The sequence below is a fragment of the Anoxybacillus amylolyticus genome (assembly GCF_001634285.1).
GTDB lineage: Bacteria > Bacillota > Bacilli > Bacillales > Anoxybacillaceae > Anoxybacteroides > Anoxybacteroides amylolyticum.
In genome coordinates, this window is record NZ_CP015438.1 from 2,038,410 (window position 1) to 2,062,851 (window position 24,442).

Here is a 24,442-nt window from a genome sequence, read left to right on the forward strand (position 1 = left end):
GTTATACGCCACCTTTCCACGTTTCGATAATGATTGATGCCCCTAACCATAAACTGTAGACACTTGTCAATGTGCCAAGAAGGAAAAATAACGTTTCTCGCATTCTCGCTTTCATAAATCCCCATGATAAGCAAAACGTCATCGCAATCGTTGCCGCTAGCAATCCGAGGACAAATAAGCTTAGCTGCAACACGGCAATGCTCTCTTCTTTTCCTGCCGCATGTGTTAAAATAGCAAGCTGCGTCGGGCTTTCAACGCCAATGCCGTGAATAATGCCGATGACAAAAGCGCTAATCCAGCCGAAACGAAGCAAAGACATCGAACGAATAGAGTCGTTCTTTTTCGAAAATCGCCGAGCGAGCGAATGAACGAGTTCATAGATTACTTGCAAGCGACTTTTGGCTTCATTTTTATAAAAAAGGGAAAACAGCATCATCCCGCCAAGAACGATTAATGTGAAGCCGACGACCCGTTCAATCATTTGCGCAGCCGCCGCCGGTAAATGGAACCCGATAAAAATTGCAATCATTCCCATCAAAAAAACGATAAGGCCGTGTCCAATGGCGTACATGATGCCTAACGACACTTGTTTTTTGCGCTGTGTTTCGCTTCCGACCATATCGGCAATCGCCGCGACATGGTCGCTATCCATTCCATGTCTCATTCCGAGAAAAATAGCTAATACCGCATATGCCATCCACTCCATTTCTATCTCCTCCCAATCCCTTTAGCAACATCTGTCCGTGTCAACACAAGTCCTTTCGTTTGTTCGTATCGGTATGTTATTGCTTCCGTTATCGGTTCGCTACGCAACAAATGGTGGTGTACGAGTTGTTTGCCAAGTTCAGGTGTGACTGCCTGATACCAAATACCTTCGGGATACACAATCACCACACACGCATCTTCACAACGACCGTTGCAGCGTGTCCGCGTTGTATGCACGTCGCTATGTAGTTCAAGCCGTGCAATTTCTTCGCGAATGGCATTCGTGACTTCCTCTCCCCCTTTCCGCATGCAGCTTCCACCATTGCAAATCAATACGTGGTGTTTTATGCCTGTTAAGTTCCATGTTGTCATCATGCTCCTCCTTTTTTTAGCAAAATAAAAAGCACCTCTATAGGTAGAGGTGCAGAAAAAATGCATACAAAAAGACCGTATACGATTTCCCCGCACGTCTACCTATAGTCCCGTAGGCAGCCGGCCGAGCAAATAAGGCAGGTCTCCTGACTTAGGATCATCGCTTCATTGCGTCTTCCCGAAGTGTCCTTCAGTGACATCGTTGCAATGAAACTCCCCATCACAGTGGCGGGTACCGTGACGGCTTTTCACCGTACTTCCCTTTTAAGCCTCCTTAAAAGAGGCACCTTACTTGCTGTTATTTTCAGTTGTAGAGTAGCTACTCACCCACAATAGTAAGCCAAACAACGAAAAATAGTCAACCATTTTTTATTTTTCAGAAATTTGTGTTTGAGAAATAACGATGCCATCGCTGTCGGCGTACACATAGGCACCTGGCTCCCAGAGCACGCCACCAAATTCAAGCACCACATCGCGCGAGCCTTTTCCTTCTTTTTTGCTCTTTACTGGGCACGTCCCAATCGCCATGACACCAAGCGGCATGGTAGAAATTTCTGCTGAGTCACGAATACAGCCGTTGATAATCACCCCTGCAAGACCGCGCGCGCATGCAATTTGCGCGAGGCGATCTCCAAGGAGCGCGCAATTCCGCGATCCTTTCCCGTCAACGACTAACACCGTTCCATTTGGAACTGTTTCCAGCGCCTCGCGAACGAGTACGTTATCTTCAAATACATCGACTGTCGCAATCGGACCGGAAAATTCTTTTTTTCCTCCATACGAATGCAACGGCAACTGACAAACTTGCAACTTTTCTACATATTGATCGCATAAATCCGCTGTTTTCACCAAAATCCCCTTCCCCCATTTTCTTGTCTTTATTTATTATTTGACACCAATCGGCAAACTCCTGCTAAAATGCAGATTTTTTAAGTTTACATAATATAATTATAGTAAATATTAATAAGGGTGTCCAAAAGTAATAGAACACCCTTTCTTATCCCCATATATACGCGCGAAACAACTTTACAAAAAGACCTAAAAAAAGGCGTTAGTTTTTCGAAAATGAGAAAGTAACCTTTTTTTGGTTGTCGTCCCAGACGAGAGCAGCATCAAACGTTTTTTCGCCTTTTTTAAAGCCTCTAATGACATCTGTTTTGCCATGCTGCAACAGCTTTTTGACGTTTGTTTGGGAAATTTTTTTACCGAGAATGGTTTTCGAAATGGTAAATGAGCATTTCGTTTTCTTATAGTTGGCACATCCGTAAAACTCGCCTTTGTCAAGCACCGTTCCTCCGCAATATTTGCACGTGCCAACTGATTTTCCGAGCGTCGTTTTTGACGTCGTTCGCTGAATAGAGGCGGTATCAATCCCTGTAAACTCCCACGTTTTTGACGTTTCGAGCGCATCGGCAACGATTTTTGCCGCCAGTTTTTTCACTTGCTCCATAAACGAAGAAGCGGACGCCTTTCCTTCGCCAATCTCGTTTAGCCGCTGTTCCCATTTTGCTGTCATTTCCGGTGACGCTAAAATTTTATCGCCAATCGCCTCGATCAACACTTTCGCTTTATCGGTGGCGTATACTTGGTTTTTCTTCACTTCAATATATTTTCGTTCTTTCAGCATCGTAATAATGCCTGCCCGCGTGGCTTCCGTGCCAAGCCCTTCCGTTTTCGCAAGCACTTTTTCTAACGCTTCGTTTTCTAAAAATTTCCCAGCTGTTTTCATTAGCGTGATAAGTTGTCCTTCCGTATACCGCTTTGGCGGCTGCGTTTTGCTCTCTTTGACACGAACATCGACGACCTTTCCGCGCTCTCCTTCTGTAAGCGATGGAAGCAAGAAGTCGTCTTCCTCGTGCAGTACAATTATTTTGCGCCATCCTTCTTGAATTTGCTGTTTTCCTTTGGATAAAAACGTTGCGCGCCCATCAACGAGCGTCGTCACCGTTGTGTAGTCAAAAATAGCATCGTCGTAATGTGCTGCTAATAGCCGCTTGACCACTAAATCATAGAGGTTGCGCTCATCGGCAGATAATTTGTCGGGATCAACTACTTGTTCCGTCGGAATAATTGCGTAATGGTCGGTTACTTTCTTTTCGTTTACATAACGTTTATTATGTAAAATCGTTGTCGTTGGCAGCGGAAAAAATGGCTTGTAGGCTGGCAACTGGCTTAGTTTTTGCAAAATGTCTGGGAACGTTTCTGCCTCCCCTTTTGTGACATAGTTCGAATCCGAGCGTGGGTAGGACAAGATTCCTTTTTGGTATAACTTCTGTAAAACATCTAACGTCTTTTGCGGCGAAAATTGGTACCATTTATTTGCCGTTGCTTGTAGTGACGATAAATTAAACAGTAGCGGCGGCTGAAATACTTTCCGCTCTGTTTTTACGTCAAGCACCTCTGCTTGTTTTTGTGCGCAAAACAAGGCAATTTTTTCTGCCAATTGTTGGTCGTTCACTCGCGATTCTCCGTCTTTCACCCATTTTCCTTCATATTGTTTGCCGTTGATAGCAAATGTCGCCAACACTTCCCAAAACGGTTCTGGACGAAATTGTTCAATTTCCTTTTCCCGCTTCACAATGAGCGCCAATGTTGGCGTTTGCACCCGTCCGGCGGAAAAAACATCGTTCATGCCTTTTTGTTTTAATAAAATGCTATACACACGGGAAGCATTCATGCCGACAATCCAGTCTGCGCACGCGCGCGCATACGCTTCTTCGTATAACGGTCGCGTGGCATTTTCTTCTAAAAGCGCGCGAAAGCCCGCTTCGATTGCTTTTGGCGTCAATGACGAAATCCATAGCCGCTTCATCGGCTTTTTCACACCGCTCATTTGAATAATGTTTCGGACAATTAATTCCCCTTCCCGTCCAGCATCGCCTGCATGAATAATTTCCGTTACTTCTGGCTTGCGCAGTAGTTCTTTTACGATATGAAACTGCTTTGCTTTCGCTTTTTCGACTTCGTATTGAAAACGGTCGGGGATAATCGGGAGCGTCTCCAGCTTCCATTGTTTCCATTCGGGGCGGTACCGCTCAGGTGGGGCAAGCTGTAATAGATGGCCAACCGCCCATGTCATATACGCCCCTTTTGGGAATAATTCATTTGGCAAAATTTCCAGATACCCTTGCTTTTTTTTCGTAGAAAAAATGGACGCTAACGTCACACCTTGGTCTGGTTTTTCTGCAATAATTACTTTCACTGCTTTCCCCCTCTCATAAATTACATCATTTCGTACATACTACCAATAAAATAAGGAAAGGAGCTTCTTGATGAAACAACTATGGCTCATTTTAGCGCTAGTCTTCCTCTTTGCCTCTGAAACAAAAGCTATGGAACGGACACCGTATACTTGGAATCTTGCCGACATTTATCGTTCCGAACGCGAGTTTACAAAAGATTATACTTTTGTTTCCGACATGCTTCCAATACTATCATCGTACCAAGGAAAACTGAAGAAGGAAAGCACGGTCGCTGAACTATTTTCCACCCACGAACAAGTCGCACGAAAGCTAGAGAAACTATCCCTATACGCCCAACTGCAACAAGATTTAAACATTGAAGACGAAAAGGCGGCACGCTTCAAAGCAAAAGTCGAAACGCTTGCTGCTCATTATGCCACTACCGTCGCCTTTATCGAACCAGAGCTTTTATCGCTTCCAAAAGAAACGTTAGAAAAATGGAAAAAAAGTAAGCCGCTAAAAACATATGCCCGCTATTTTTCGGAACTGCTCGAACGAAAAGCGCATACGTTATCCAAAAAAGAGGAACAGCTGCTCGCCAAACTTTCCCCGCTCGCCGATGAAGCAGAAAACATTTATAACTATGCGGCGCGCGGCGATTACACCCCTCCAGTGATGAGAATCAACGGAAAAACGGTATCGTTGACAAGCGGGAATTTTTTAAAGGCGTTAGAGCACCTAGACCGTACATACCGCAAGCAAGCGTTTCAAACGTTTTTCACAAGCTTTGAAAAAATCCAGCATACCGCAGCAGCAACTTTATATGCTTCTGTGAAAGCAGATGAACTATACGCACAAGCACGGCGATATCGTTCTAGTCTTGAAGCGGCACTCGCTAATGACGACGTACCAAAACAAGTGTTTGACAATTTGCTTTCAACTGTCAACGAACGATTGCCGTCGCTGCATCGTTATATTGAGCTAAGAAAAAAGGCGCTGCGACTCAAAGAAGTGCATAGTTACGACTTATACGTCCCGCTTACCACAACAACTGTAACGAAAACATTTCCGATTGAAAAGGCAGAAGCCCTTATTCTTGAAGGACTAAAGCCTCTCGGAAACGATTATGTGAAACAAGTGGAATACGCTTTCCATCACCGTTGGCTCGATGTGTATCCTCGCCCAAAAAAATATACTGGCGGATATAATATCGGTGCGTACGATACACATCCGTTCATTTTATTAAACTACGATCAATCGCTAGATGAGGTGCTCACCATCGCCCATGAAATCGGTCATGCGATGAACTCCGTCTTGACGAACAGAACACAACCATACCATTATTCCGGCCAATCCATTTTTACTGCCGAAGTTGCCTCGACCGCCAACGAATGGCTGATGATGGATTATTTATTAAAGCAAGCAAAAACGGATGAAGAAAAACTGTACCTCCTGAACCAACAAATTGACCAGATTCGTGGGGCACTCTATACACAAGTGATGTATTCCGAATTTGAACAAGCCATTCATGAAAAAGTAGGGAAAGGAGAAAGTTTGACAGCAGAAGAATTGAACGACATGTGGCTTCGGTTGCTAAAAAAATATTACGGACCTGCGTATGCCGCTGATTCCGAAGCTGCACTCGGCTGGTTGCGCATCCCTCACTTTTACGATGCGTTTTATGTCTATAAATACGCCACCTCGCTAGCTGCTTCGTTTGAACTGATGAAACAAATAAAAGAAGACAAAACTGGCAAAGCAACAGAGCGCTATTTGCAGTTTTTAAGTGCTGGCACATCGGACGACCCGATTCCGCTATTGCAAAAAGCTGGGGTCGATATGATGTCACCAGAGCCGCTCAACAACTTGCTTGCTTATTTTGACTCGCTCGTTACGGAAATGGAACAACTTTTGCAGAAACAAGGAAAAATATAGCCGCTCCCTTTGGAAGCGGCTTATTTTTATGATACTTGTCCGTTTTCTGCGGCTTTTGCTGCTTTAAAATGCATGCGAAAAATCAATGATTGGATAATCGAAAAACATCCCCCAACAACCCAATAAAGCGACAATGCGGACGGAACAGAACTTGCCCCCATAAAAATCATGAGCGGCATAATATAAATCATCATCGCCATTTGCGGCATTTGTTGCTCCGTCATCGACGGTGACAGCTTCATCGAAATAAACGTCGTCACTGCCGCTAAAATCGGTAAAATAAAATACGGATCACGATGGCCAAGTTCTACCCATAAAAACGAATGCGTCGTAATTTCTTCTGTACGCCGAATGGCGTAATAAAGCGCCATAAAAATCGGCAGTTGAATAAGCGCTGGCAAGCAACCGCTCATCGGATTTACCCCATGTTTTTGATATAGTTGCATCATTTCTTGTTGCAGCTTTTGTTGTGTTTCCATATCTTTTCCTTTGTATTTTTCTTGCAGCTTTTGCATTTCCGGACGAAGTTTTTGCATCGCTAGCGACGCTTTAAACTGCTTTAACATTAACGGCAATAACGCAAAGCGAACGACAAGCGTCAACGCAATAATCGCTAGTCCATAATTTCCGCCAAGCGCATTGCCGAGCATTAAAAGCAACTTAGACATCGGATAAACAAAATAATGATCCCACACACCTTGGCTATGTTCATTAATTGGTGCAGTGCGGTTGCAACCACTCAGCAGTATAGCAATCGTTAATAAAACGAACATCCATTTTTTCTTCATTTTGCTCCTCCTTGTTTGTTTCATTTATTGCGCAACAAGGAGCTACCTTCCTTCCTCATCGGAAACATGGGGACGTTCCCACGCTGGAATTTTCCGTTGGTTCGTAACAAATAACAAGCGAAACGAAAACGGAACTCCCTGATTTCCTCGGTGTTCACCATATTGCTCCGTTTCATATAACATCACATGATGTAAAAATGATTTATATGTTCGATGGCGATTCATATAGCATTTCATCGCCATAAAAAACGCACCTATCACTAACACATATGGCAATAAATCCACGGGTGTTTCCACTCAGCCACCTCTTTTCGTCCAACAATCTTACATACATAAACATAACAAATTCATGCACGAAAGAAAAGCAAATATTATCGATCGAAAGAAAGCGACTTCATCCATTCGTAAAACAGCTGATGCTCGTTTCCAATATAAACAAGTAGTGCAAACGAGCTGTAAAACAACAGCTTTTCGACAAAGTTCCCCGTCCGATAGAGCGGAAGTTTATATCTTTTTGTTTGCAACGGCCAAAGTAGCGGCACGCCTTGCACAGATAAAAAATCTTCGAGGATATGAAACAAATACCCTAACACAAAACCGAACGAAAACGAAGAAGAAGACTCAAAAAGCACAATGGCCGCAATAACGCCCCACACAACGAGGGAATGCGTCATCCCTCGGTGACCAAACGCCTCTTTCACTTTATTTGCCATCCCGAACGAACGACGACCAACGTATGATTTCGGCTCATCAATATCTGGGAGTAAACTCCCGATCACGACTCCTGCCGTGTAGCTAGCTGTAAATGGTAAAGCTGTATACGCAGCAGCGGCTGCTCCGATACAGAGCGAAACTATAACATGGGAATGATAGCGCATTTTCATCACCTACAACATCGTTTCGTTTATTATATCACAAAAAGAATGTTTGTTCGTTTTTTTTTATTTTCAACATTTTTCATCATCTTTTGACAGTTTTGTGACAATCACTTGAAATGTGATGAAGTTAACATCGATTCGTTTTCATTATGTTTATTGCTTTGCTTGGTCATGTTCGTATTCCATTACGGCAATCGATCCGGGCGTTCGCCCGATATATTTTGCCATCATCGGAAATAAAACACCCGCTTCTCCTTCAAAGTGCGGGTCTAAGTTTGCTAAAAACGATTGAACGTGTTCTCGCAACGCAAGCAACGCTTCTTTCCAATCCGCTATGTCGTTATTTTCGCCAATTTGCTGTGCTAGGTCTGCCAACTATTGCTTTTGTTCCTTTAACGGCCATGCTCGTCTCTTGCACTAGGCATAGTTGCACGTGGCCGTCATGCGCCATCATACAAGATGAAAATCCTATCTTATCATCTCTTTTCAAGTATTATTCTATCGCTATATGTGGACAAGTGACGTGACATGCATCTTAACTTTTTTTCTCAGGAAAGAAGGCTATTTATCAAGTACGTTCATAATATATAAATGAAAGGGGGGATCATATGCTGCCAAATTTTGAAGAGTTTTATCCAATCGCCGTTATTCCCATGGGGGAAAGCGACCGTGCTACCTTTCACGAAATGTGGACAAAAGGAGGAGCGACTGCCACTCATTGGCTGATCGCGTTAGAAGGAATACCACTTGATCATGTATATCACTGGAAGGTCATCGTATATCCAGCTAGCACTACCGTTGCGTTTTATTTTGACTGCGTGCGCTTTAGCTCTCCGCCGCTTTGCTCGTTCCATGAAGCATCATCGTTAGCAAGCGATATTAAATTACAAATAAAAACCGATGAATTTTTAGCAAAAAAACAACTTTCGTTACAAATGAAATAACCTCCATCTGTTCTTCTCTTTTTTGCCGCTTCTTGTGAAAACACATACATAAGCCAACTCCATAAACGGATCTACCTCTTCCTAATTATAGAGCGCTTCATGGAAAACGCCGATAACGTGCGGTTCTTCCATCGGGCTATGGGCGCGGATTTCTATGTCTCGGTCACAGAAACGGATAAAACTTTTTACTGGCGATCCTTTTTTCTCAGAACCATAAGAAGAAAAGTTAGAACCGTTTAAACCAAGCCCTAATACGCCCGCTTCGGCAAGCATTTTTCCAGCTAAATTCGCTCCAAGCCCCCCAATAGACTCTAAGCGAATTTCAAAAAACCCGAGTTCATTTTTTTTTGGTAAAATCGACATGTTATCCCCCCTACTGGAATAGATGGGTATCCCCCTTCTTCACATTTTAATCAAAAAATTGTCAAAAAGATGTGACAAAAATCAAACATTTAAAAAATTATTAGTAGTACACAAAAAAACACCTTTATTTATCAGGCTTTTTATTTATATAACAGATATTTTGTTGTATTACAACAGAAAAACCTAGCAAGCGTTACTTGCTAGGTAAAGAAGCAAAATATTTTGCGAGTGTGACAATCATCGCCCCCATTCGTTCGAGCTCTGGGGCGACGATGCGGGTCACCCCTTCTTCGAAAAGCGCTTCGGCTGTCACTTTGCCGACTGCGCATGCGACGACATGTTCGTTAAAGGCGCGGCATAACGGCGCGATTGCTTGTTTTTCTTTCGCAAACGAAAAAAGAAACCGAACTTGCATAGCTGTCGTAAAGCAAACGGCATCGACTTGCCGCTCGACAATTTCACTGTATAGCAGTTTCAAGACGTCCTCATCCGGTGCGATATGCCGATATGGAAGCAATTCGGTGTACGACGCGCCGCACTCAAGCAAAAATTGCTTTAACGTCGGTGCTGTATCGCCATGCAATTGAACAACCACGCGCTTTCCGGCAAACGGAAACGAGGCGAGCGAGCGAAGCAGCCCTTTCGTCGTTCCATCATCGCTCTCTGCAACAATCGGGATGCCAATTTTTTTTAGCGCCGCTACCGTTTTGTAGCCGCGGACGGCGACGTTTGCTGTTTGTATTGTTTCTAGCCATTGTTCTTTCATCCCGCCTCGTTCCGCAGCTTCGGCTAGCGCTTCCACCCCAATACCAGTTGTAAAAATGAACCAATCCGGTTTTTGGGAAAGGACATCGCGAATTTCATCAATAAGCGCTTCGTCTTTAGCAAACACAGTCCCTTGCGCAGGACGAACGATGGCAATTCCCCCTTGCTTTTCAATAAGTGCCGTCATCTCTTCTAACTTCCGTGATGCACATAAGACAATTCGTTTTCCTTGCATCCAAAGTCCCCCTTCGCTTTTTCCCCATTTTAAAATAGAAAATGATGCCCGGCAATAAAAAAAGAACGGCAAAAGCCGTCCTAACGTGTATGTATGAGCTGCTCTCTTTTATCAAACGAACCGTAAATGCGGGTAGGTTGAATCGATACGACGTCGTCTAGCGCAATGTTTATTAGCTGCATATTTCGGTTATAGACAAATAATTTTTTTACGTCCTTATAAAGCTTTACCGGCAAAAACGTTGCCTCTCCTTTTATCGTTTTAATTTTGACAGGCTGTTTTTGTTGAATCCATTTTCGCAATTCTTTATATTGCTCCCCCGTCATTCCGACTCCCCCTTCCATTCCGTTACACTATTATTATAAAAAAGCAAAAAGGAACAATAAATAAAAAAAAATCAACAAATTACCAGAAAAAACTTGCAAATGGTGTCGTTTTTTCAAAAAATGTTGAAAAAACAAGATTTATGTCAAAAAAACGCTAATGCTTTTTCTTTTCAGCCGACAACATTTTCATTTACAATGAAAGCGGTGTTCATCAATGGTAGCGCAAGGAAGGTGTGGCCGATGCTTAGTCTGTTCAAAGACAGCTTATTAAATATATTTTTTCTTTTTCTCCCTGTGTTCGTTCTACCTTTATGGCTAGAAGAACGAAACGTATTAGAACAACTTAAAAAACTGCTGACGGTTGTGTCGATTCTGTTGGCGATGTTTTTATGCATTACCTTTCCCATTAACGTCGGCAATAGCCATGTATATGACCTCCATCAAGTGCTCCTTTGGATGGGAAGCCTATATTACGGACCAGTGGCAAGCTTGTTTCTTAGTGTATTGACGATTAGCTATTATGCGGTGTTTGGCAAAGGGGAGTGGATGGTCGTCGTGCTGTCTTCCCTTGTCGTTATGTTTATTAGTATTCTATTAATGAAACCGTTTTTATCGTTGACGCCGAAGCAGCGCGTCTTACTTCTCTTTTCATTAGCCGCATTTTCCGGATTGTTGACGTTTAGCTTAAGCGGCATTCCGCTCACTTGGTTTTCATGTGGAATCGTTTATTTTGTCATTCAGCCGCTCAGTGCAGCGATAGCTTGTTATTTAAAAGAAATAATGGAGCAAACAATCGGTCTACGAAAACGGCTGATGCGCGCGGAAAAAATGGAAGTGGTCAGCCATCTTGCCGCATCTATTTCTCACGAAGTGCGCAATCCGCTAACCGCAGCGCGCGGGTTTATGTAGCTACTTGCACAAAGCCAATTACCATTGGACAAGCGGAAACAATATATGCAAATTGCGATCGAAGAAATTGATCGGGCAGAAGCAATTATTACTGATTATTTGACGTTTGCTAAACCGTCACCCGAACAAGTCGAAAAGTTAAACGTAAAAGTAGAAATTGAGCGGGTCATTGATATATTGCGGCCATTTGCAAACATGAACAGCGTCGACATTCGTTCGTCGCTTATTCCGTTTCATGTGTTAGGCGAACGGGATAAGTTCCAGCAATGTTTACTGAATATTATGAAAAACTCTATCGAAGCGATGCCGACTGGCGGCACGCTTGATGTGTACGTATCAATCGGACAAGATGAGATAATTATTCGTATCACAGATACAGGGATCGGCATGACAAAAGAGCAAATCGAGCGGCTTGGAGAGCCGTATTTTACGACAAAAGGAATGAAAGGGACAGGGCTTGGCATGATGGTCGTCTATCGCATTATTGAATCGATGGGCGGTTCGATTGAAGTGATGAGCGAAGTGAACAAAGGGACGGAAATTTCCCTTTCGCTTCCGCTCGCAAAAACAGTGCCTACATCGGCAAAACCCGTTCGTTCTCTAGCGCTAAAAGGAAAGGGATAATCTTTCCTTTTAGCCCCATACTTTGACATAAAATGTTCGTTGGCGTGGGCCGTCATATTCGCAAAAATAAATGCCTTGCCACGTTCCTAAAAGAAGCTTTCCATTGGTAATAATGACGTGCTGAGAAACACCGACTGTACTTGCTTTTAGGTGTGCCGCTGTGTTTCCTTCCGCATGGCGGTCCAATGGATGTGTCCATGGATACGTTTCATCGAAACGGCGAATCATGTCGCGTTTGACATCTGGATCTGCGTTTTCGTTAATGGTAATTCCCGCCGTTGTATGCGGGCAATACACGAGGGCGACCCCTTCTTTAATCCCCGATGTTTGCACGGCTTCTTCCACTAAATGCGTAATATCGAGCATTTCGTCTCGCTTTGTCGTCCGAATGGAGAACGATTGCAACATCTTTTTTCCCTCCCGAATCAATGGTTTGTCAGAAAAGTACGGTTTTTGTTACTCTAACATTATACCGTATAAAAAAGGAAGGACGAACGATGAAGCGTTTTGAAAACTTAGATGGTGTTTCGACGAAAAAAACGTTTGCCGATTTCCGCCGTTGGCAACAAGAACGAAAACAAAAGAAAAAAGATCTTTCGTACAGTGTTCCGCACGTTGAGCGACCGGAATATGCGCAGCTTCATACGAATCAGTCACACCCACTATTGGCATGGGTCGGTCATTCGACGTTTGTCATGCAAATAAACGGAATCACGATTGTTACCGATCCTGTTTGGGCGCTAAGAATGGGAACAGCTAAACGGCTGACTGCCCCAGGAATTACGATCGAAGAGATGCCGCCTGTCGATGTTGTTCTCATTTCCCATGGGCATTATGACCATTTGCATTTTGCCAGCATAAAAAAGCTGAAAGGCAATCCTCGCTTTTTTGTTCCGGTTGGGCTTGGCCGCTTATTTCGGCGAAGAGGATATCAACATGTGACGGAATTTGCTTGGTGGGATGAAAAAGAATACAAAGGAGTGACGTTCACGTTTGTCCCTGCTCAGCATTGGACGAGACGGACGTTGTTTGATACGAACACTTCTCATTGGGGAGGATGGGTCATGCAAGCAACGGGACAGCCGACAATTTATTTTGCGGGCGACAGCGGCTATTTTCGCGGCTTTCGCGACATTGGCGAACGGTTTGCGATTGATTATGCCCTTTTGCCGATTGGCGCGTATGAACCAGAATGGTTTATGGGGCCGCAACATACGACCCCTGAAGAAGCGGTCCAAGCGTTTTTAGACTGTCGAGCAAAAACGTTTATCCCAATGCATTACGGCGCCTTTCGCCTCGCAGACGATACCCCGAAAGAAGCGCTTGATCGCTTAATGGCAGAATGGCAGCGTCGTCAGCTAGAACATGATCGATTAATATGCTTAAAGTTGGGAGAAGTTCTCCATTGTGTCACTTCTTCAAAGGAAAAAGCACCGATTTTTTAGGTGCTTTTTTTAATTATCGTATCCACGAAAAACGTACGGTTCTTTTGGCTGTTTAATCGAATGCCACGATTCGACTTGCACATACGGAATCGTCGCATTGTACGGTTGATAATAAATCGTCGATAACTTTCCTTTTACATGAATCCAATCGTCATTTTTTAGCTTCGCTGCGTCTGGAAATTGGACGAGCAATCCATAAACACCGGAGTCCGCAATACAATGAATGATGCCAAATCTCAACAAAAATAGCTCGTTTTTGTTCGTCGTGTCATCGTGATAAACGAAGCCGTCCATCTCAATTTCTTTATCGCTAAACTCCCCTGGAAATTGATAAATCGTTTCGATTCCTTTCAAATAATTTTGATCGTTTAACACAAGAGAAGGTGCCTGAGAAAACCGTTTTAGTTCCTTCCGCATTAAATCATCGTAATCGTCTTTTCCATAATAAATGCTCGTATCTGGCCGAAGAAATTGCCGCTGAACGAATGGATCTTCGCTTTTCGTATCAAAACCAGGAATATGAAATCCTTTCGCCTTCACAATGTTTGAGTCAAGCGTCGCAATCGGGAATAAAAGCGCAGAGACAATCGGAAAGATAAATACAACATAATGAAGCGCTTTTTTCCAAGTTGCTCGTTGTTCTTCGTGCGGATGGCAACATCCGTCATGGCAATGGTGATCCGGTTTTTTTCGATTTGCGATTATCAATTGCACAATTGTTAAAAACGCGAATAGAAAAATCGCGCTGAACGATAGATACCAGTAGCGCATATTAATGTATTTGCTGATGTCGCCAGTAATATGCAAATGAAAAAATAAAAACGCAAACCCCAGCAAAATATAAAATCGTAACATCCAACCCCTCCTAAATCAGCAACGAGCCGAGAAAAACGAATATTGAAATATAAGCAATAAGCATAATAACAAAACGCGTTTTAAATGATTGGAACAACATAAGCGTATTTTTAATATCAAGCATTGGACCGAAAACTAAAAAAGCGGTCAGCGCTCCGAACGAGAACGTATTTTGAAATGATGACGCAATAAACGCGTCCGCTTCGGAACATAACGATAACACAAACGCGAGTGCCATCATGACGAGAGTAGACGTTACTTTCCCTTGGCCAATTGCTAACAGCGTAGACGTTTTAACATACGTTTGCATCGCTGAAGCGATAAAGGCGCCAATAATTAAATATTTTCCTGAGGAAAAAAACTCGTCGATCGTATGCTCAAGCGTTCCGATCCATTTTTCTTTCAATGACCGTACCGATGCCGTATGAACAATTTCTTTTTTCCGCAATTGATCGTCTTTGTATTGTACCGATAAAATCAACCCGATGGCGACCGCAACAATCACTGCGAAAATGGAACGATAAAGCAACATGTTGAGGTTGCTGCCAAAGGCGATATATGTCGCAAATAACACAACCGGATTAATAATTGGACCTGTGAGCATAAACGGAACTGCGGCATGTAACGGCACTCCTTTTGCCACAAGCCGGCGCGTAATCGGAACAATGCCGCACTCACACGCCGGAAATAACGCGCCGATTAGCGCGGAATATAGCACTGCCAGCACGTTATTTTTCGGCACCCATTTTTGTACCATTTCTTCCGTCACAAACATTTGAATAATTCCCGAGATAAAGACACCAATTAACACAAACGGCATCGATTCTATTAAAATACTAATAAAAATCGTATTCAGCTGTAAAAACGACTTCATCCTTTTTCTCCTTTTACCTAAAATAACGGCTACAACCGTTTATTTTATCATGAATGAGCGTTTCTTTGAAAATGAAAAAACGAGGCATTTTCTGCCTCGTTTCTGCAATTCTATTATTCTTTCACTTCTTTTTTCCAAAAACCGACCATTAATGCGGTAACGATTGATCCGATTAAAATGGCTAGTACATATAACCACGGATTTCCTTTCACAATCGGGATGACGAAAATACCACCGTGCGGTGCTGGGAGACCGATGCCAAACAACATCGTTAACGCGCCAGCAATTGCCGAACCGACGATGATAGACGGAATGACGCGCACTGGGTCGGCTGCTGCGAATGGAATCGCTCCTTCGGTAATGAACGATGCCCCCATAATATAGCACGTTTTTCCTGCTTCGCGCTCTGCTTTTGTAAATTTGTTTTTAAAGAAGGTTGTTGCTAACGCCAATCCTAATGGAGGAACCATCCCGCCTGCCATAATCGCCGCATGCGGCGCATAGTTTCCAGCATCAATCATCGCTAGACCAAACGTAAAGGCTGCTTTGTTAATTGGACCACCCATATCGACCGCCATCATGCCACCAAGAATTAATCCTAAGACGACAAGGTTTCCTGTCCCCATATTCGAAAGCCAATGTTTCATCCCATCGTTTAACGCTTTCACTGGATCAATGACGACGTACATCATTACAAGCCCTGTTAACAATACCCCGAATAATGGATAAAGGAGAACCGGTTTAATTCCCTCAAGTGATTGCGGCAACCCACTAAACGCTTTCTTTAACCCAACGACTAAATACCCAGCAAGAAATCCAGCGATAAGTCCACCTAAAAAGCCGGCACCACCATTTGCCGCCATAAATCCGCCGACCATCCCTGGCGCAAATCCCGGCCGGTCTGCAATACTCATTGCGATAAATCCAGCAAGCACCGGAACCATTAAAGCAAACGCACTGCCGCCACCAATGTCCATCAACGCTTTTGCAATTGGATTAAACGACGGATCTTTCGGGTCAAACGCTTTAATACCGAAAATGAACGAAATCGCAATCAAAATCCCGCCGCCAACAACGAACGGAAGCATGTTCGATACGCCGTTCATTAAATGTTTGTAAAACCCGGTGCGTCCTTTCGCTTGCGGTGTTTCGATTTTCGTTCCGCTTCCTTGATAAATCGGTGCCTCTTGTTTTAACGCTTGCTCGATTAGTTGTTCTGGCTTGCGAATCGCTTGTGCTACTGGTACTTGAATGACATGTTTCCCACAGAATCGTTCCATTTCCACTTGTTTGTCAGCGGCAACAATGACGGCGACTGCTTCCTCAATTTCTTTCGCTGTTAGCTCGTTTTTCACTCCGCTTGAACCGTTCGTTTCGACTTTGATGTCGACATTCATTTGCGCTGCTTTCGCTTTTAACGCGTCTGCTGCCATGTACGTATGCGCAATTCCTGTTGGGCAGGCTGTGACCGCGACGATTTTCTTTTTCCCTGAAGCTGTAGTGTGCTCTGTTTGTCCTTCCGCTTCTTTTTTGCGAATCATCGCCAACAACTCCTCTCCGCTTGAAGCGCTTTCAATTTGCTTACGAAACGAGGCATCCATTAACATCGACGACAGCCGAGCAAGCGCTTCTAAATGGGTATTATCCGCTCCGACAGGCGCTGCGATCATAAAAAACAAGTGGCTCGGTTTTCCGTCTAGCGCATCGTAATCAATTCCGCGCGTCGAGCGACCGAACGCCACCGCAGGGCGCTTTACTGCCGCTGTTTTTGCGTGCGGAATCGCAATCCCATCACCAACACCTGTTGTGCTTTGTGCTTCGCGAGCAAAAATCGCCTCTTTAAACGCTTTCAAATCGCTCAACACGCCCGCTTCATTCAGCTTGCGTGCTAACTCATCAACCACTTCTTCTTTCGTTCGCGCTTGAAGGTCGAGAACGATTGTCTCTTTCGTCAATAAATCGGTTATTTTCATCTGGTTTCCCTCCTATAAACGAGTGACTTTCACGTGCTGAAGCAACTCGTCTACTTTTGCTTTCGTGCATAAATCATCAGAAAACGCTGTTGCGCTTCCAGTAGCGACGCTATAAGCAAACGCCTCTTCGATTGGCTTTCCTTGTGTATATGCAGCTAAAAAACCAGCGACCATCGAATCGCCTGCACCGACAGAATTGCGAACGACTCCTTTTGGCGCTTCAGCAAACAACGTTACTTCTTTGTTAAAAAAGAAAGCGCCGTCACCTGCTAAGGACACAATGACATTTTCTACGCCTAGCTCAACAAGCCGACGTCCGTATAAGATAGCGTCCGCTTTCGCATGCAAAACGGTATCAAATAGCTCACCAAGTTCTTTATGGTTCGGTTTGATGAGAAACGGCTTTGCTTCGATCAATTGTTTTAAAGCCGGACCGCTCGTATCTACTACTACTTTGACGTTCGCTTCTTTCGCCACTTGGACGATTGTACGGTAAAAATCGCTTGGAAGCGACGACGGAATACTTCCAGCTAAGACGAGAATGTCACCTTGGCGCAATGATTGAACTTTTCCCATCAACTCAGCAGCGAACGGTGGCGCAATCGTCGGACCTTGCCCGTTAATTTCCGTTTCTTTTCCCGACTTTAATTTAATATTAATTCTCGTCGTTTCAGGTACTTTCACAAAGTCAAATGGAATGTTTTCTTGCGTTAGCGCCTGCTCAATAAACGCCCCTGTAAACCCGCCGATAAACCCTAAAGCGACGTTATCCATCCCGAGCCGCTTTAATACGCGGGAGACGTTAATGCCTTTTCCCCCAGGGAAGACGGCAGTTTTCGCTGCTCGGTTCAGTTCTCCGAGCCGAAAGTCATCGACTTTCACGATATAATCAACAGAAGGATTAAGTGTGCATGTATAAATCATTTTTTCACAACCTCGATTGCTGTTTTAGCTTCGTATAGCGCTAGTAGTTCGTCATCTAGTTCGTCTGTGACAATCGTTGCCGCCTCTAAATCGGCAATTTTCGCAAACGTGCTTTCGTTCATTTTCGAATGATCGGCTAATACGTATGCTTGTCGCGAAAGTTTTAACGCCAAACTTTTGACCATCGCCTCTTCCGGGTCTGGTGTCGTATACCCGAAGTCAAGATGAATGCCGTTTACGCCAATAAAACATTTATCAAAGCTATAATGTTCCAATGAGTTCAATGCTCCGCGACCGATTAATGCTTTCGTTTTCTTCTTAATAAAGCCGCCAAGTAAATACGTTGGAATGTTTTTTTCTAATAACGCTTCTAGATGGGTAATCCCGTTCGTGACAACGACGATGTCTTTTGCATTTAAATACGGTATCATTTCCAGCGTCGTTGTTCCAGCGTCGAGATAAATGCAATCGCCATCTTGCACAAAACGAGCAGCGTATTGCGCAATTAGCCGTTTTTCTTCCATGTTTTTCGTCGATTTTTCCAATACGCTTAACTCTTCGCGCTTTTGGTGTAATAAGGCAGCTCCACCGTGGACGCGGCGCAGCTTCTTTTCTTTTTCGAGCTGGCTTAAATCGCGGCGAATCGTCGACTCCGAAGAAGAAGTTGCCTCGACTAATTCCTGCAATTTCACCACTTTTTTTTCCGCCAATAGTTCTAAAATGAGGCGATGCCTTTCTTCCGTCAGCACCTTTTCACCTCCTCATCGTATCAGAATGAACCGTTTACATCTTCATCATATCGCAAGACTTTTCAAAAATCAATCAAAATCATTCATTTTAAATCAAAAAAAGTCACTTTTTGTTTGTTTTTCAACCAAAAACACTCATATTCAACAAAATAAAAACACCTGCCCCCCACTGGCAAGTGTTTTTGGTTAGCCGGACATTTGTTCGTTAATGCGCGGCAAATATTTTGTTTCGATCAATTCGATAAATTTTTCGGCATAGATAGGGTCAAACTGCGTACCAGCGCAGCGTCGCAATTCAATAATTGCTTCTTCGAACGTTTTTGTGCGTTGATACGGCCGCTCGGTCGTCATCGCGTCAAATGAGTCAATGACACATAACACACGCGCTAATTTCGGAATCTCTTCGCCTTTTAGTCCGTACGGGTAGCCTTTCCCATCATAACGTTCATGGTGCAATTCGACAAGCGGGAGTACGTCTTCAAATCGCTTCTCTGTCGATAAAATTTCCTTTCCCCAAATCACATGCTTTTTAATAATTTCCCATTCGTGTGGTTCGAGTTTTCCTTTTTTATTCAAAATGTCGCGTGGAACTTCTAATTTTCCAATATCGTGGATAAGTGCTCCTAAAATCAATGTTTGCTTTTCGTGGTCGGTTAAATCTAACCGGTCGCTCATTTCAAGCGCATACGTAAACACGCGTTTGCTATGGCGATACGTGTACACATCTTTGGATAGAAAAATTTTCACTTGTTGTTCTAACGCATCTAAGTCTTCTTTAAATTCTAGTGCGTTTAACGAAATGTTATGTTCATCAAAAATTTGCACGTTGTTTTTCCCTTGTGCTTTCGCATAATACATCGCTTGGTCTGCTTTATGAATCAACTCACCGCAGTCATGCATACCTTTCTCCATTTCGGCAACGCCACATGAGAAAGAAAGACAGCGGTAAGGAATATATTCGACGCCAGTAAAATATGTGTCATTGATTTGTTTGCGCAACCGATTCATAAACAAAAACGCTTCTTCTTTTTTCGTGTTTGGCATTAAAACCGCAAACTCTTCACCGCCGTAACGCGCTACGACATAGCCTTTTCCTTCCGCTCCCTTCTGGAGCAAATCGCCAAAAAACTTCAATAGCTTGTCCCCTTGGAGATGACCGTTGCAATCGTTATACTTTTTGAAATCGTCTAAATCCAATAGCGCCAAACTAAGCGGCTGCTGAAGCAACTTCGCATCCGAAAACTTTTCCTTTAACGTTTCTTTAAAAAATCCGTGATTATAAAGGCCGGTTAAATGGTCTTTAATCGCGCGTTCTGAAACATCTTGATATAGGTATAAAAATTTCCGAAATGCAAATGATAATAATACTACTAAAATTGTAAACAAAAACAACCCGAAATATTTTTCTTCTTTCAGCAAAATAACTAATACAAGAGAAAGCAACAAAGAAAAGATGTAACTAACAAGTGACTCTTTTAAAATACCTGTTTTTATTATTTTTTTAAAGGCCTCAAATAAACTATTTGGAGAAAAAAAGATAAAAAATAACGATATGAGTAAAGTATTTAATATAAAATAAACCATTAGGCTAACTATATATGAAGAAATATTATGAATATCTATTACGCCTGCATCCCCACCTAAACCCAAAAACGAATAATAAGTTCCCACTAACATCAAGCAATACATAGAAAAATTAAAGAGATGTTTCCACCATACTACTTTTTTATTATACATTAAGTAAATAGTACTACTTAAAAATAGAACTTTTAGCGTCAACTCAATCCCAAAAAGAAATAGACATGCTAAGTAAATTGCTGAATCCATAGAAATAGAGTTCCCTTTAGGGGGAATATGCACTACAAAGTAATTAACGAGTAAAATTGATGCTGTAAAAATGTAAATTAAAACCCATTCTTTTAAAGTATGATTAAAAAAATTTCCTTTTAAAAAAAAAATAACCAAACCAGATATAACAACCAGTGACGTATACACAATAAAATAAGATTTAAAACTACGTTCATTGTTCATCTCTAATCACTCTCATTTTTCTGTGAAAATAACGGGCTCATGAACGGTTATTTTCATGCTTGGGTGGCGAGAAAAACTTGCTCATGGATGTTTTATTAAAAAATAAAGACTAGCTCATAAAAAAGTTTAGCTCTCTCAAGAGAACTGAACTCTTTTTTGAGTCAGCGCCTTTATTTATTATTTATTTATACTACTTTCCATCCCGACGTCAACGCAATGATGACTGATCCGATGATGAATAAGTTGATTAATACCTTTTTCACTGTAACGTTCATCGCGCTCACCTCCCCACGTGCGCTGGTTTAGATGATGTTTCGCTCTGCCCATCTACCATAAGATGTTGAATGAAGATAAACGCTCCTACGTTCATCACGACATCACCGATGCTGATGACTTGCTGGCGTGGGTATGGCGGCGATAGCGGAATGATGTCGCCTAAAAACGGAAGCCATGTCGACGATGTAATCGCTTCATGTTTTCCGTATACCCCTGCCTTGAGCGCTTCTATATACTCACGGCCCAGAAATTGCGCTGCTTCGACCGAAACAGGCATTCTTCCACCGTTAAGTAACATAACGATAAAGTTTAGCAAAACCCCGGCAAAAATGACGGTGAACCCTGGTTGATGGCGGTTCAGCCATAGAAAAACGAGTCCAGTTGCATAAATCGCTATAAACATGCCGTTGCTTAATTTTGCAACGATCTCTATTTTATTTTGCAATATAAAGATGAAAATTTCAATGACTAATAAGATCGGAAATAACCAGCCGCCGCGCAGCTTCATCTCGGCGATTCCTTTTAAATTTCCACCGCGGAAAAATCCGATAAGCAAGGATAAAAGAATACCATCATAAACCATCTGTCTGTTCTCCTTTAGCCGGACTGTCCATTGCCAAAAATTATTTCTCTTGCCTTTATTTAAACTATTTTTCTACTATTCTGTAAATAGGGCTTTTCGCCTAATTTTGAGGGGAATCCCAGAAATAGAGAAACCAAGCGTATTTAGTGCTTGGTTTCTCTACTTTTGCAGCTCCTTCCCGCATGCGGAGCAAGCGTCTGCTGTTGAGCAAGCGGCGCATTTTCCTTTCGCGCTTTTTTTGACGTGGCGGACGAGCGTCCAGCCTGCATAGGCAAAAATGGCACCGCCGATAATCATATTAGCAACCATAACTCTCCCCTTCTTTCTATGAAAGTCCTAGCCACTTCCCACCTTCGTAAATGAGAAACGAAATGATGTAAGCAATCGTAAGTGCATAGCCAATCGCAAAAAACGTCCATTTCGTTGAGCCCGTTTCTTTCCGGATTGTTGCCACCGTTGCTAAACATGGAATATAAAGCAACACAAACACCATGAAACTAAACGCCGATAGCGGCGTAAAGTAATGCGCCAGCAGCCCTTGCAGCGAATCTGTATCTTTCGTATGGTAAATGATGTTCATCGTCGAAACGACGACTTCTTTCGCTAAAAAGCCAGTAATGAGCGCGGCGCCAGCCTGCCATGTTCCAAAGCCGAGCGGTGCTAAAATCGGTGCTAATATGCCTCCAATCGCTGCTAAAAAGCTGTCATCCATCGAAACATGAAGCCCTTTTGGTCCCGCATAAGACAACAACCAAATCGCCACCGAGCCGCCAAAAATAAACGTTCCCGCCTTGCGCACAAAGCCCTTTCCTTTATCCCACGTGCTGCGCCATAACGTAAGCGCCTGCGGCATACGATATGGCGGTAGTTCGATGACAAACACCGATTGTTCATTTTTTAACATCGTCGACGAAAATAGTTTCGCAAGCAACAATGCCACAACGATTCCTAATACGTACAGCGAAAAGACGACAGCAGCTTGGTGTGCTTTAAAAAATGCACCGACAAACAACGCATATACCGGCAATCGCGCCGAACAAGACATAAGTGGCAACAATAAAATCGTCAACAAGCGCTCGCGCGGCTGTTCAATCGTTCTTGCTGCCATTACCCCAGGAACGTTGCAGCCAAAACCAATAATCATCGGAATAAACGATTTCCCGTTCAAACCGATCGCTTCCATCAACCGATCCATGACCATTGCCACCCGTGCCATATAGCCCGAGTCTTCTAACAAAGAAATAAAAAAGAACAAAATGAAAATTTGCGGCACGAAAACAAGTACACCGCCAACCCCGGAAACGATGCCGTTTAACACAAGTTCTTGCAAAAATTTAGACGCTCCCATCGCCGTTAACAATCGCGACAATGTATCCGTCAACGGTCCTGAGAAAAATTGGTCAAGCAAATCAGCTAATGGCGATCCTAGCCAATCGAACGTCAACATGAACATCACATACATAAAAAACAAGAAAATCGGCATCCCTAAATACTTGTTTGTTACAATGGCATCGATTTTTTCCGTCCATGTGAGCGGACGCTTTTCAGTCCATACAACGACATCTTCCAATACTGCTTCAATAAATGTTTCCCGCAAATGATGCAACCGCTCTCGAAGCGAACGACCGTGCGGCAGCTGGCGGATGCTTTCTTCCGCCTGCTTACGAATGGCTAAAATCGGTTCAAGTTCCATTTTCGCCTGCAAATATTCGTACACTCTTTCATTTCCTTCTAAGCATTGCAGCGCAAGCCATCGTTTCGATCGTTCGATATCGTCTGGAAGATAGGTGCTTATTTTCGCAATCGCTGTTTCTATGACGTCGTCGTATGCTAACGTAAACGGCTTCGTTTGTTCCACCGACCGAAGTATCTCCGCCAGCTCGTCCATTCCTTTCCCCGTGCGGGCAATGACCGGAACGACCGGCACACCAAATCGTGCCGATAGTTGATTGACATCGATTTTCATTCCGCGCCGTTCAGCGACATCAATCATATTTAACGCAATCACAAGCGGCTTCCCAAATTCAAGCAGTTGAATCGTCAAATGCAAATTTCGTTTCAACTGCGACGCATCGACAATATTTAAAATAGTTGTGAACGACTCTGTCAACAAAAAATCCGTCGCCACTCCTTCATCTCGTGAAAGAGGATGGAGCGAATATACCCCTGGCAAGTCGACGACATACGCATCGCGACTTCGTAAAATGCCGACCTTTTTTTCGACCGTCACTCCACTCCAGTTTCCGACATATTCATAAGAACCGGTTAAGTTATTAAATAATGATGTTTTTCCTGTATTCGGATTGCCAAATAACGCTATTTGCGACATGTACTACTCCACTCCAATGCATGCAGCTTCTTTCCGGCGTAAACAGATGCACTGTCCGCCTACTTCGACCATTACTGGCCCGCCAAACGGCATCGTACATTTTACACAAACTTCTTCCCCTTCATGAATGCCCATATCAATTAACCGTTGTTTTAACAGCTCACTCATAATCGATAAATTCGTAATCGTTGCACGTTTCCCAGGTGGCAAGTCGGTAAGAACCATTCGTGCAGCCCTCCTAGACAATAATGATAATTTTTCTCAGCATTAGCTGCTTCTATCATACTACAAAACTAAGGGGAATAGGAATGATTTTTATCACAACTTTGTTACACTTTTTCTACAAAACAGCGAAAAAACGCCCTTCGCTAGGGCGC

23 protein-coding genes, 3 pseudogenes and 1 riboswitch are annotated in these 24,442 nt (G+C 43.2%); of the genes and pseudogenes, 4 read left to right on the forward strand and 22 right to left on the reverse strand.

Going from position 1 to position 24,442, the window contains the following annotated elements:
• Nucleotide 1: 1 nt before the first annotated feature.
• From GFC30_RS10380 to GFC30_RS10395, 4 genes are all read right to left on the reverse strand, one after another.
• On the reverse strand, nucleotides 2-706 hold the full coding sequence (locus GFC30_RS10380; protein ID WP_066325149.1) for a HoxN/HupN/NixA family nickel/cobalt transporter: 705 nt from the start codon (nucleotides 704-706) through the stop codon (nucleotides 2-4).
• Nucleotides 707-708: 2 nt separating this feature from the next.
• Nucleotides 709-1,077, reverse strand: a complete 369-nt coding sequence (locus GFC30_RS10385; RefSeq protein WP_066325153.1) for a (2Fe-2S) ferredoxin domain-containing protein — start codon at nucleotides 1,075-1,077, stop codon at nucleotides 709-711.
• A gap of 119 nt (nucleotides 1,078-1,196) precedes the next feature.
• A riboswitch (cobalamin riboswitch) is annotated at nucleotides 1,197-1,383 on the reverse strand.
• 63 nt (nucleotides 1,384-1,446) lie between these two features.
• Nucleotides 1,447-1,926, reverse strand: a complete 480-nt coding sequence (rraA, locus tag GFC30_RS10390) for a ribonuclease E activity regulator RraA (protein ID WP_066325155.1) — start codon at nucleotides 1,924-1,926, stop codon at nucleotides 1,447-1,449.
• Nucleotides 1,927-2,128: 202 nt separating this feature from the next.
• A complete protein-coding gene (locus GFC30_RS10395) occupies nucleotides 2,129-4,279 on the reverse strand; it encodes a DNA topoisomerase III (RefSeq protein WP_066325158.1) in 2,151 nt (716 codons plus the stop codon).
• Between the two features lie 70 nt (nucleotides 4,280-4,349).
• Here GFC30_RS10395 and pepF point away from each other — a divergent pair, with 70 nt between their 5' ends.
• Nucleotides 4,350-6,194: an oligoendopeptidase F gene (gene pepF / locus GFC30_RS10400; RefSeq protein WP_066325165.1), complete on the forward strand. Its 1,845-nt coding sequence runs from the start codon at nucleotides 4,350-4,352 to the stop codon at nucleotides 6,192-6,194.
• A gap of 26 nt (nucleotides 6,195-6,220) precedes the next feature.
• Here pepF and yidC read toward each other — a convergent pair whose 3' ends face one another.
• The 4 genes and pseudogenes from yidC to GFC30_RS10420 all read right to left on the reverse strand — a co-directional run.
• A complete protein-coding gene (gene yidC, locus GFC30_RS10405; protein ID WP_066325168.1) occupies nucleotides 6,221-6,982 on the reverse strand; it encodes a membrane protein insertase YidC in 762 nt (253 codons plus the stop codon).
• Nucleotides 6,983-7,024: 42 nt separating this feature from the next.
• On the reverse strand, nucleotides 7,025-7,279 hold the full coding sequence (locus GFC30_RS10410) for a hypothetical protein (RefSeq protein WP_066325171.1): 255 nt from the start codon (nucleotides 7,277-7,279) through the stop codon (nucleotides 7,025-7,027).
• 74 nt (nucleotides 7,280-7,353) lie between these two features.
• Nucleotides 7,354-7,860, reverse strand: a complete 507-nt coding sequence (locus GFC30_RS10415) for a metal-dependent hydrolase (protein ID WP_066325174.1) — start codon at nucleotides 7,858-7,860, stop codon at nucleotides 7,354-7,356.
• A 159-nt stretch (nucleotides 7,861-8,019) separates the two neighbouring features.
• A pseudogene (locus tag GFC30_RS10420) lies at nucleotides 8,020-8,187 on the reverse strand (hemerythrin domain-containing protein); the annotation flags it as partial.
• Nucleotides 8,188-8,468: 281 nt separating this feature from the next.
• Between GFC30_RS10420 and GFC30_RS10425 the strand changes: the two are divergent.
• A complete protein-coding gene (locus GFC30_RS10425; protein WP_066325180.1) occupies nucleotides 8,469-8,804 on the forward strand; it encodes a hypothetical protein in 336 nt (111 codons plus the stop codon).
• Nucleotides 8,805-8,891: 87 nt separating this feature from the next.
• Here GFC30_RS10425 and GFC30_RS10430 read toward each other — a convergent pair.
• The 3 genes and pseudogenes from GFC30_RS10430 to GFC30_RS10440 all read right to left on the reverse strand — a co-directional run.
• Nucleotides 8,892-9,167 (reverse strand): annotated as a pseudogene (locus GFC30_RS10430) (2-oxoacid:acceptor oxidoreductase family protein); the annotation flags it as partial.
• A 193-nt stretch (nucleotides 9,168-9,360) separates the two neighbouring features.
• Entirely contained in the window at nucleotides 9,361-10,167 is an 807-nt protein-coding gene (locus GFC30_RS10435; RefSeq protein ID WP_066325185.1) for a uroporphyrinogen-III synthase, read from the reverse strand.
• A gap of 80 nt (nucleotides 10,168-10,247) precedes the next feature.
• Nucleotides 10,248-10,493: a hypothetical protein gene (locus GFC30_RS10440; RefSeq protein WP_066325187.1), complete on the reverse strand. Its 246-nt coding sequence runs from the start codon at nucleotides 10,491-10,493 to the stop codon at nucleotides 10,248-10,250.
• Nucleotides 10,494-10,733: 240 nt separating this feature from the next.
• On the opposite strand from GFC30_RS10440, the pseudogene GFC30_RS10445 reads away from it, so the two are divergent.
• A pseudogene (locus GFC30_RS10445) lies at nucleotides 10,734-12,026 on the forward strand (ATP-binding protein).
• A gap of 9 nt (nucleotides 12,027-12,035) precedes the next feature.
• Here the strand turns inward: GFC30_RS10445 and GFC30_RS10450 are convergent.
• Nucleotides 12,036-12,434 (reverse strand): secondary thiamine-phosphate synthase enzyme YjbQ, encoded by a 399-nt coding sequence (locus tag GFC30_RS10450; RefSeq protein ID WP_066325189.1) that lies wholly within the window; start codon nucleotides 12,432-12,434, stop codon nucleotides 12,036-12,038.
• Between the two features lie 89 nt (nucleotides 12,435-12,523).
• Here GFC30_RS10450 and GFC30_RS10455 point away from each other — a divergent pair, with 89 nt between their 5' ends.
• Complete coding sequence (locus GFC30_RS10455; protein WP_066325191.1) at nucleotides 12,524-13,471, forward strand: MBL fold metallo-hydrolase; 948 nt, start codon at nucleotides 12,524-12,526, stop codon at nucleotides 13,469-13,471.
• A gap of 9 nt (nucleotides 13,472-13,480) precedes the next feature.
• On the opposite strand, the gene GFC30_RS10460 is transcribed toward GFC30_RS10455, so the two are convergent.
• The 10 genes from GFC30_RS10460 to GFC30_RS10500 form a co-directional block, all read right to left on the reverse strand.
• Nucleotides 13,481-14,326, reverse strand: coding sequence for a TIGR03943 family putative permease subunit (locus GFC30_RS10460; RefSeq protein WP_066325193.1), 846 nt, complete (start codon nucleotides 14,324-14,326; stop codon nucleotides 13,481-13,483).
• Between the two features lie 10 nt (nucleotides 14,327-14,336).
• Nucleotides 14,337-15,200 carry a permease gene (locus GFC30_RS10465; RefSeq protein WP_066325195.1) on the reverse strand — a complete coding sequence of 288 codons (864 nt, stop codon included), beginning with the start codon at nucleotides 15,198-15,200 and terminating at the stop codon, nucleotides 14,337-14,339.
• Between the two features lie 113 nt (nucleotides 15,201-15,313).
• Nucleotides 15,314-17,173 carry a PTS fructose transporter subunit IIABC gene (locus GFC30_RS10470; RefSeq protein WP_066325197.1) on the reverse strand — a complete coding sequence of 620 codons (1,860 nt, stop codon included), beginning with the start codon at nucleotides 17,171-17,173 and terminating at the stop codon, nucleotides 15,314-15,316.
• 12 nt (nucleotides 17,174-17,185) lie between these two features.
• Entirely contained in the window at nucleotides 17,186-18,097 is a 912-nt protein-coding gene (gene pfkB / locus GFC30_RS10475) for a 1-phosphofructokinase (protein WP_066325199.1), read from the reverse strand.
• Nucleotides 18,094-18,846, reverse strand: a complete 753-nt coding sequence (locus GFC30_RS10480) for a DeoR/GlpR family DNA-binding transcription regulator (protein WP_066325202.1) — start codon at nucleotides 18,844-18,846, stop codon at nucleotides 18,094-18,096. Before GFC30_RS10480 ends, pfkB begins: the two co-directional genes overlap by 4 nt.
• Nucleotides 18,847-19,032: 186 nt before the next feature.
• Nucleotides 19,033-20,877 (reverse strand): bifunctional diguanylate cyclase/phosphohydrolase, encoded by a 1,845-nt coding sequence (locus GFC30_RS10485; protein WP_066325207.1) that lies wholly within the window; start codon nucleotides 20,875-20,877, stop codon nucleotides 19,033-19,035.
• Nucleotides 20,878-21,157: 280 nt separating this feature from the next.
• Nucleotides 21,158-21,736 (reverse strand): DUF5317 domain-containing protein, encoded by a 579-nt coding sequence (locus GFC30_RS10490; protein WP_066325209.1) that lies wholly within the window; start codon nucleotides 21,734-21,736, stop codon nucleotides 21,158-21,160.
• A 159-nt stretch (nucleotides 21,737-21,895) separates the two neighbouring features.
• Nucleotides 21,896-22,045, reverse strand: a complete 150-nt coding sequence (locus tag GFC30_RS16575; RefSeq protein WP_084256299.1) for a FeoB-associated Cys-rich membrane protein — start codon at nucleotides 22,043-22,045, stop codon at nucleotides 21,896-21,898.
• Between the two features lie 16 nt (nucleotides 22,046-22,061).
• On the reverse strand, nucleotides 22,062-24,065 hold the full coding sequence (gene feoB, locus GFC30_RS10495) for a ferrous iron transport protein B (protein WP_066325210.1): 2,004 nt from the start codon (nucleotides 24,063-24,065) through the stop codon (nucleotides 22,062-22,064).
• A gap of 3 nt (nucleotides 24,066-24,068) precedes the next feature.
• Nucleotides 24,069-24,290 (reverse strand): FeoA family protein, encoded by a 222-nt coding sequence (locus GFC30_RS10500; RefSeq protein ID WP_066325212.1) that lies wholly within the window; start codon nucleotides 24,288-24,290, stop codon nucleotides 24,069-24,071.
• Nucleotides 24,291-24,442 lie beyond the last annotated feature (152 nt).

Excerpts from the sequence above, each read along its gene's own strand:
- GFC30_RS10380 (WP_066325149.1), bottom strand. The coding sequence starts at position 706 with ATGGAGTGGATGGCATATGCGGTATTAGCTATTTTTCTCGGAATGAGA.
- GFC30_RS10385 (WP_066325153.1), bottom strand. The coding sequence starts at position 1,077 with ATGACAACATGGAACTTAACAGGCATAAAACACCACGTATTGATTTGC.
- pepF (WP_066325165.1), top strand. The coding sequence starts at position 4,350 with ATGAAACAACTATGGCTCATTTTAGCGCTAGTCTTCCTCTTTGCCTCT.
- yidC (WP_066325168.1), bottom strand. The coding sequence starts at position 6,982 with ATGAAGAAAAAATGGATGTTCGTTTTATTAACGATTGCTATACTGCTG.
- GFC30_RS10415 (WP_066325174.1), bottom strand. The coding sequence starts at position 7,860 with ATGCGCTATCATTCCCATGTTATAGTTTCGCTCTGTATCGGAGCAGCC.
- GFC30_RS10425 (WP_066325180.1), top strand. The coding sequence starts at position 8,469 with ATGCTGCCAAATTTTGAAGAGTTTTATCCAATCGCCGTTATTCCCATG.
- GFC30_RS10435 (WP_066325185.1), bottom strand. The coding sequence starts at position 10,167 with ATGCAAGGAAAACGAATTGTCTTATGTGCATCACGGAAGTTAGAAGAG.
- GFC30_RS10440 (WP_066325187.1), bottom strand. The coding sequence starts at position 10,493 with ATGACGGGGGAGCAATATAAAGAATTGCGAAAATGGATTCAACAAAAA.
- GFC30_RS10450 (WP_066325189.1), bottom strand. The coding sequence starts at position 12,434 with ATGTTGCAATCGTTCTCCATTCGGACGACAAAGCGAGACGAAATGCTC.
- GFC30_RS10455 (WP_066325191.1), top strand. The coding sequence starts at position 12,524 with ATGAAGCGTTTTGAAAACTTAGATGGTGTTTCGACGAAAAAAACGTTT.
- GFC30_RS10460 (WP_066325193.1), bottom strand. The coding sequence starts at position 14,326 with ATGTTACGATTTTATATTTTGCTGGGGTTTGCGTTTTTATTTTTTCAT.
- GFC30_RS10465 (WP_066325195.1), bottom strand. The coding sequence starts at position 15,200 with ATGAAGTCGTTTTTACAGCTGAATACGATTTTTATTAGTATTTTAATA.
- GFC30_RS10470 (WP_066325197.1), bottom strand. The coding sequence starts at position 17,173 with ATGAAAATAACCGATTTATTGACGAAAGAGACAATCGTTCTCGACCTT.
- pfkB (WP_066325199.1), bottom strand. The coding sequence starts at position 18,097 with ATGATTTATACATGCACACTTAATCCTTCTGTTGATTATATCGTGAAA.
- GFC30_RS10485 (WP_066325207.1), bottom strand. The coding sequence starts at position 20,877 with ATGAACAATGAACGTAGTTTTAAATCTTATTTTATTGTGTATACGTCA.
- GFC30_RS10490 (WP_066325209.1), bottom strand. The coding sequence starts at position 21,736 with ATGGTTTATGATGGTATTCTTTTATCCTTGCTTATCGGATTTTTCCGC.
- GFC30_RS16575 (WP_084256299.1), bottom strand. The coding sequence starts at position 22,045 with ATGGTTGCTAATATGATTATCGGCGGTGCCATTTTTGCCTATGCAGGC.
- feoB (WP_066325210.1), bottom strand. The coding sequence starts at position 24,065 with ATGTCGCAAATAGCGTTATTTGGCAATCCGAATACAGGAAAAACATCA.
- GFC30_RS10500 (WP_066325212.1), bottom strand. The coding sequence starts at position 24,290 with ATGGTTCTTACCGACTTGCCACCTGGGAAACGTGCAACGATTACGAAT.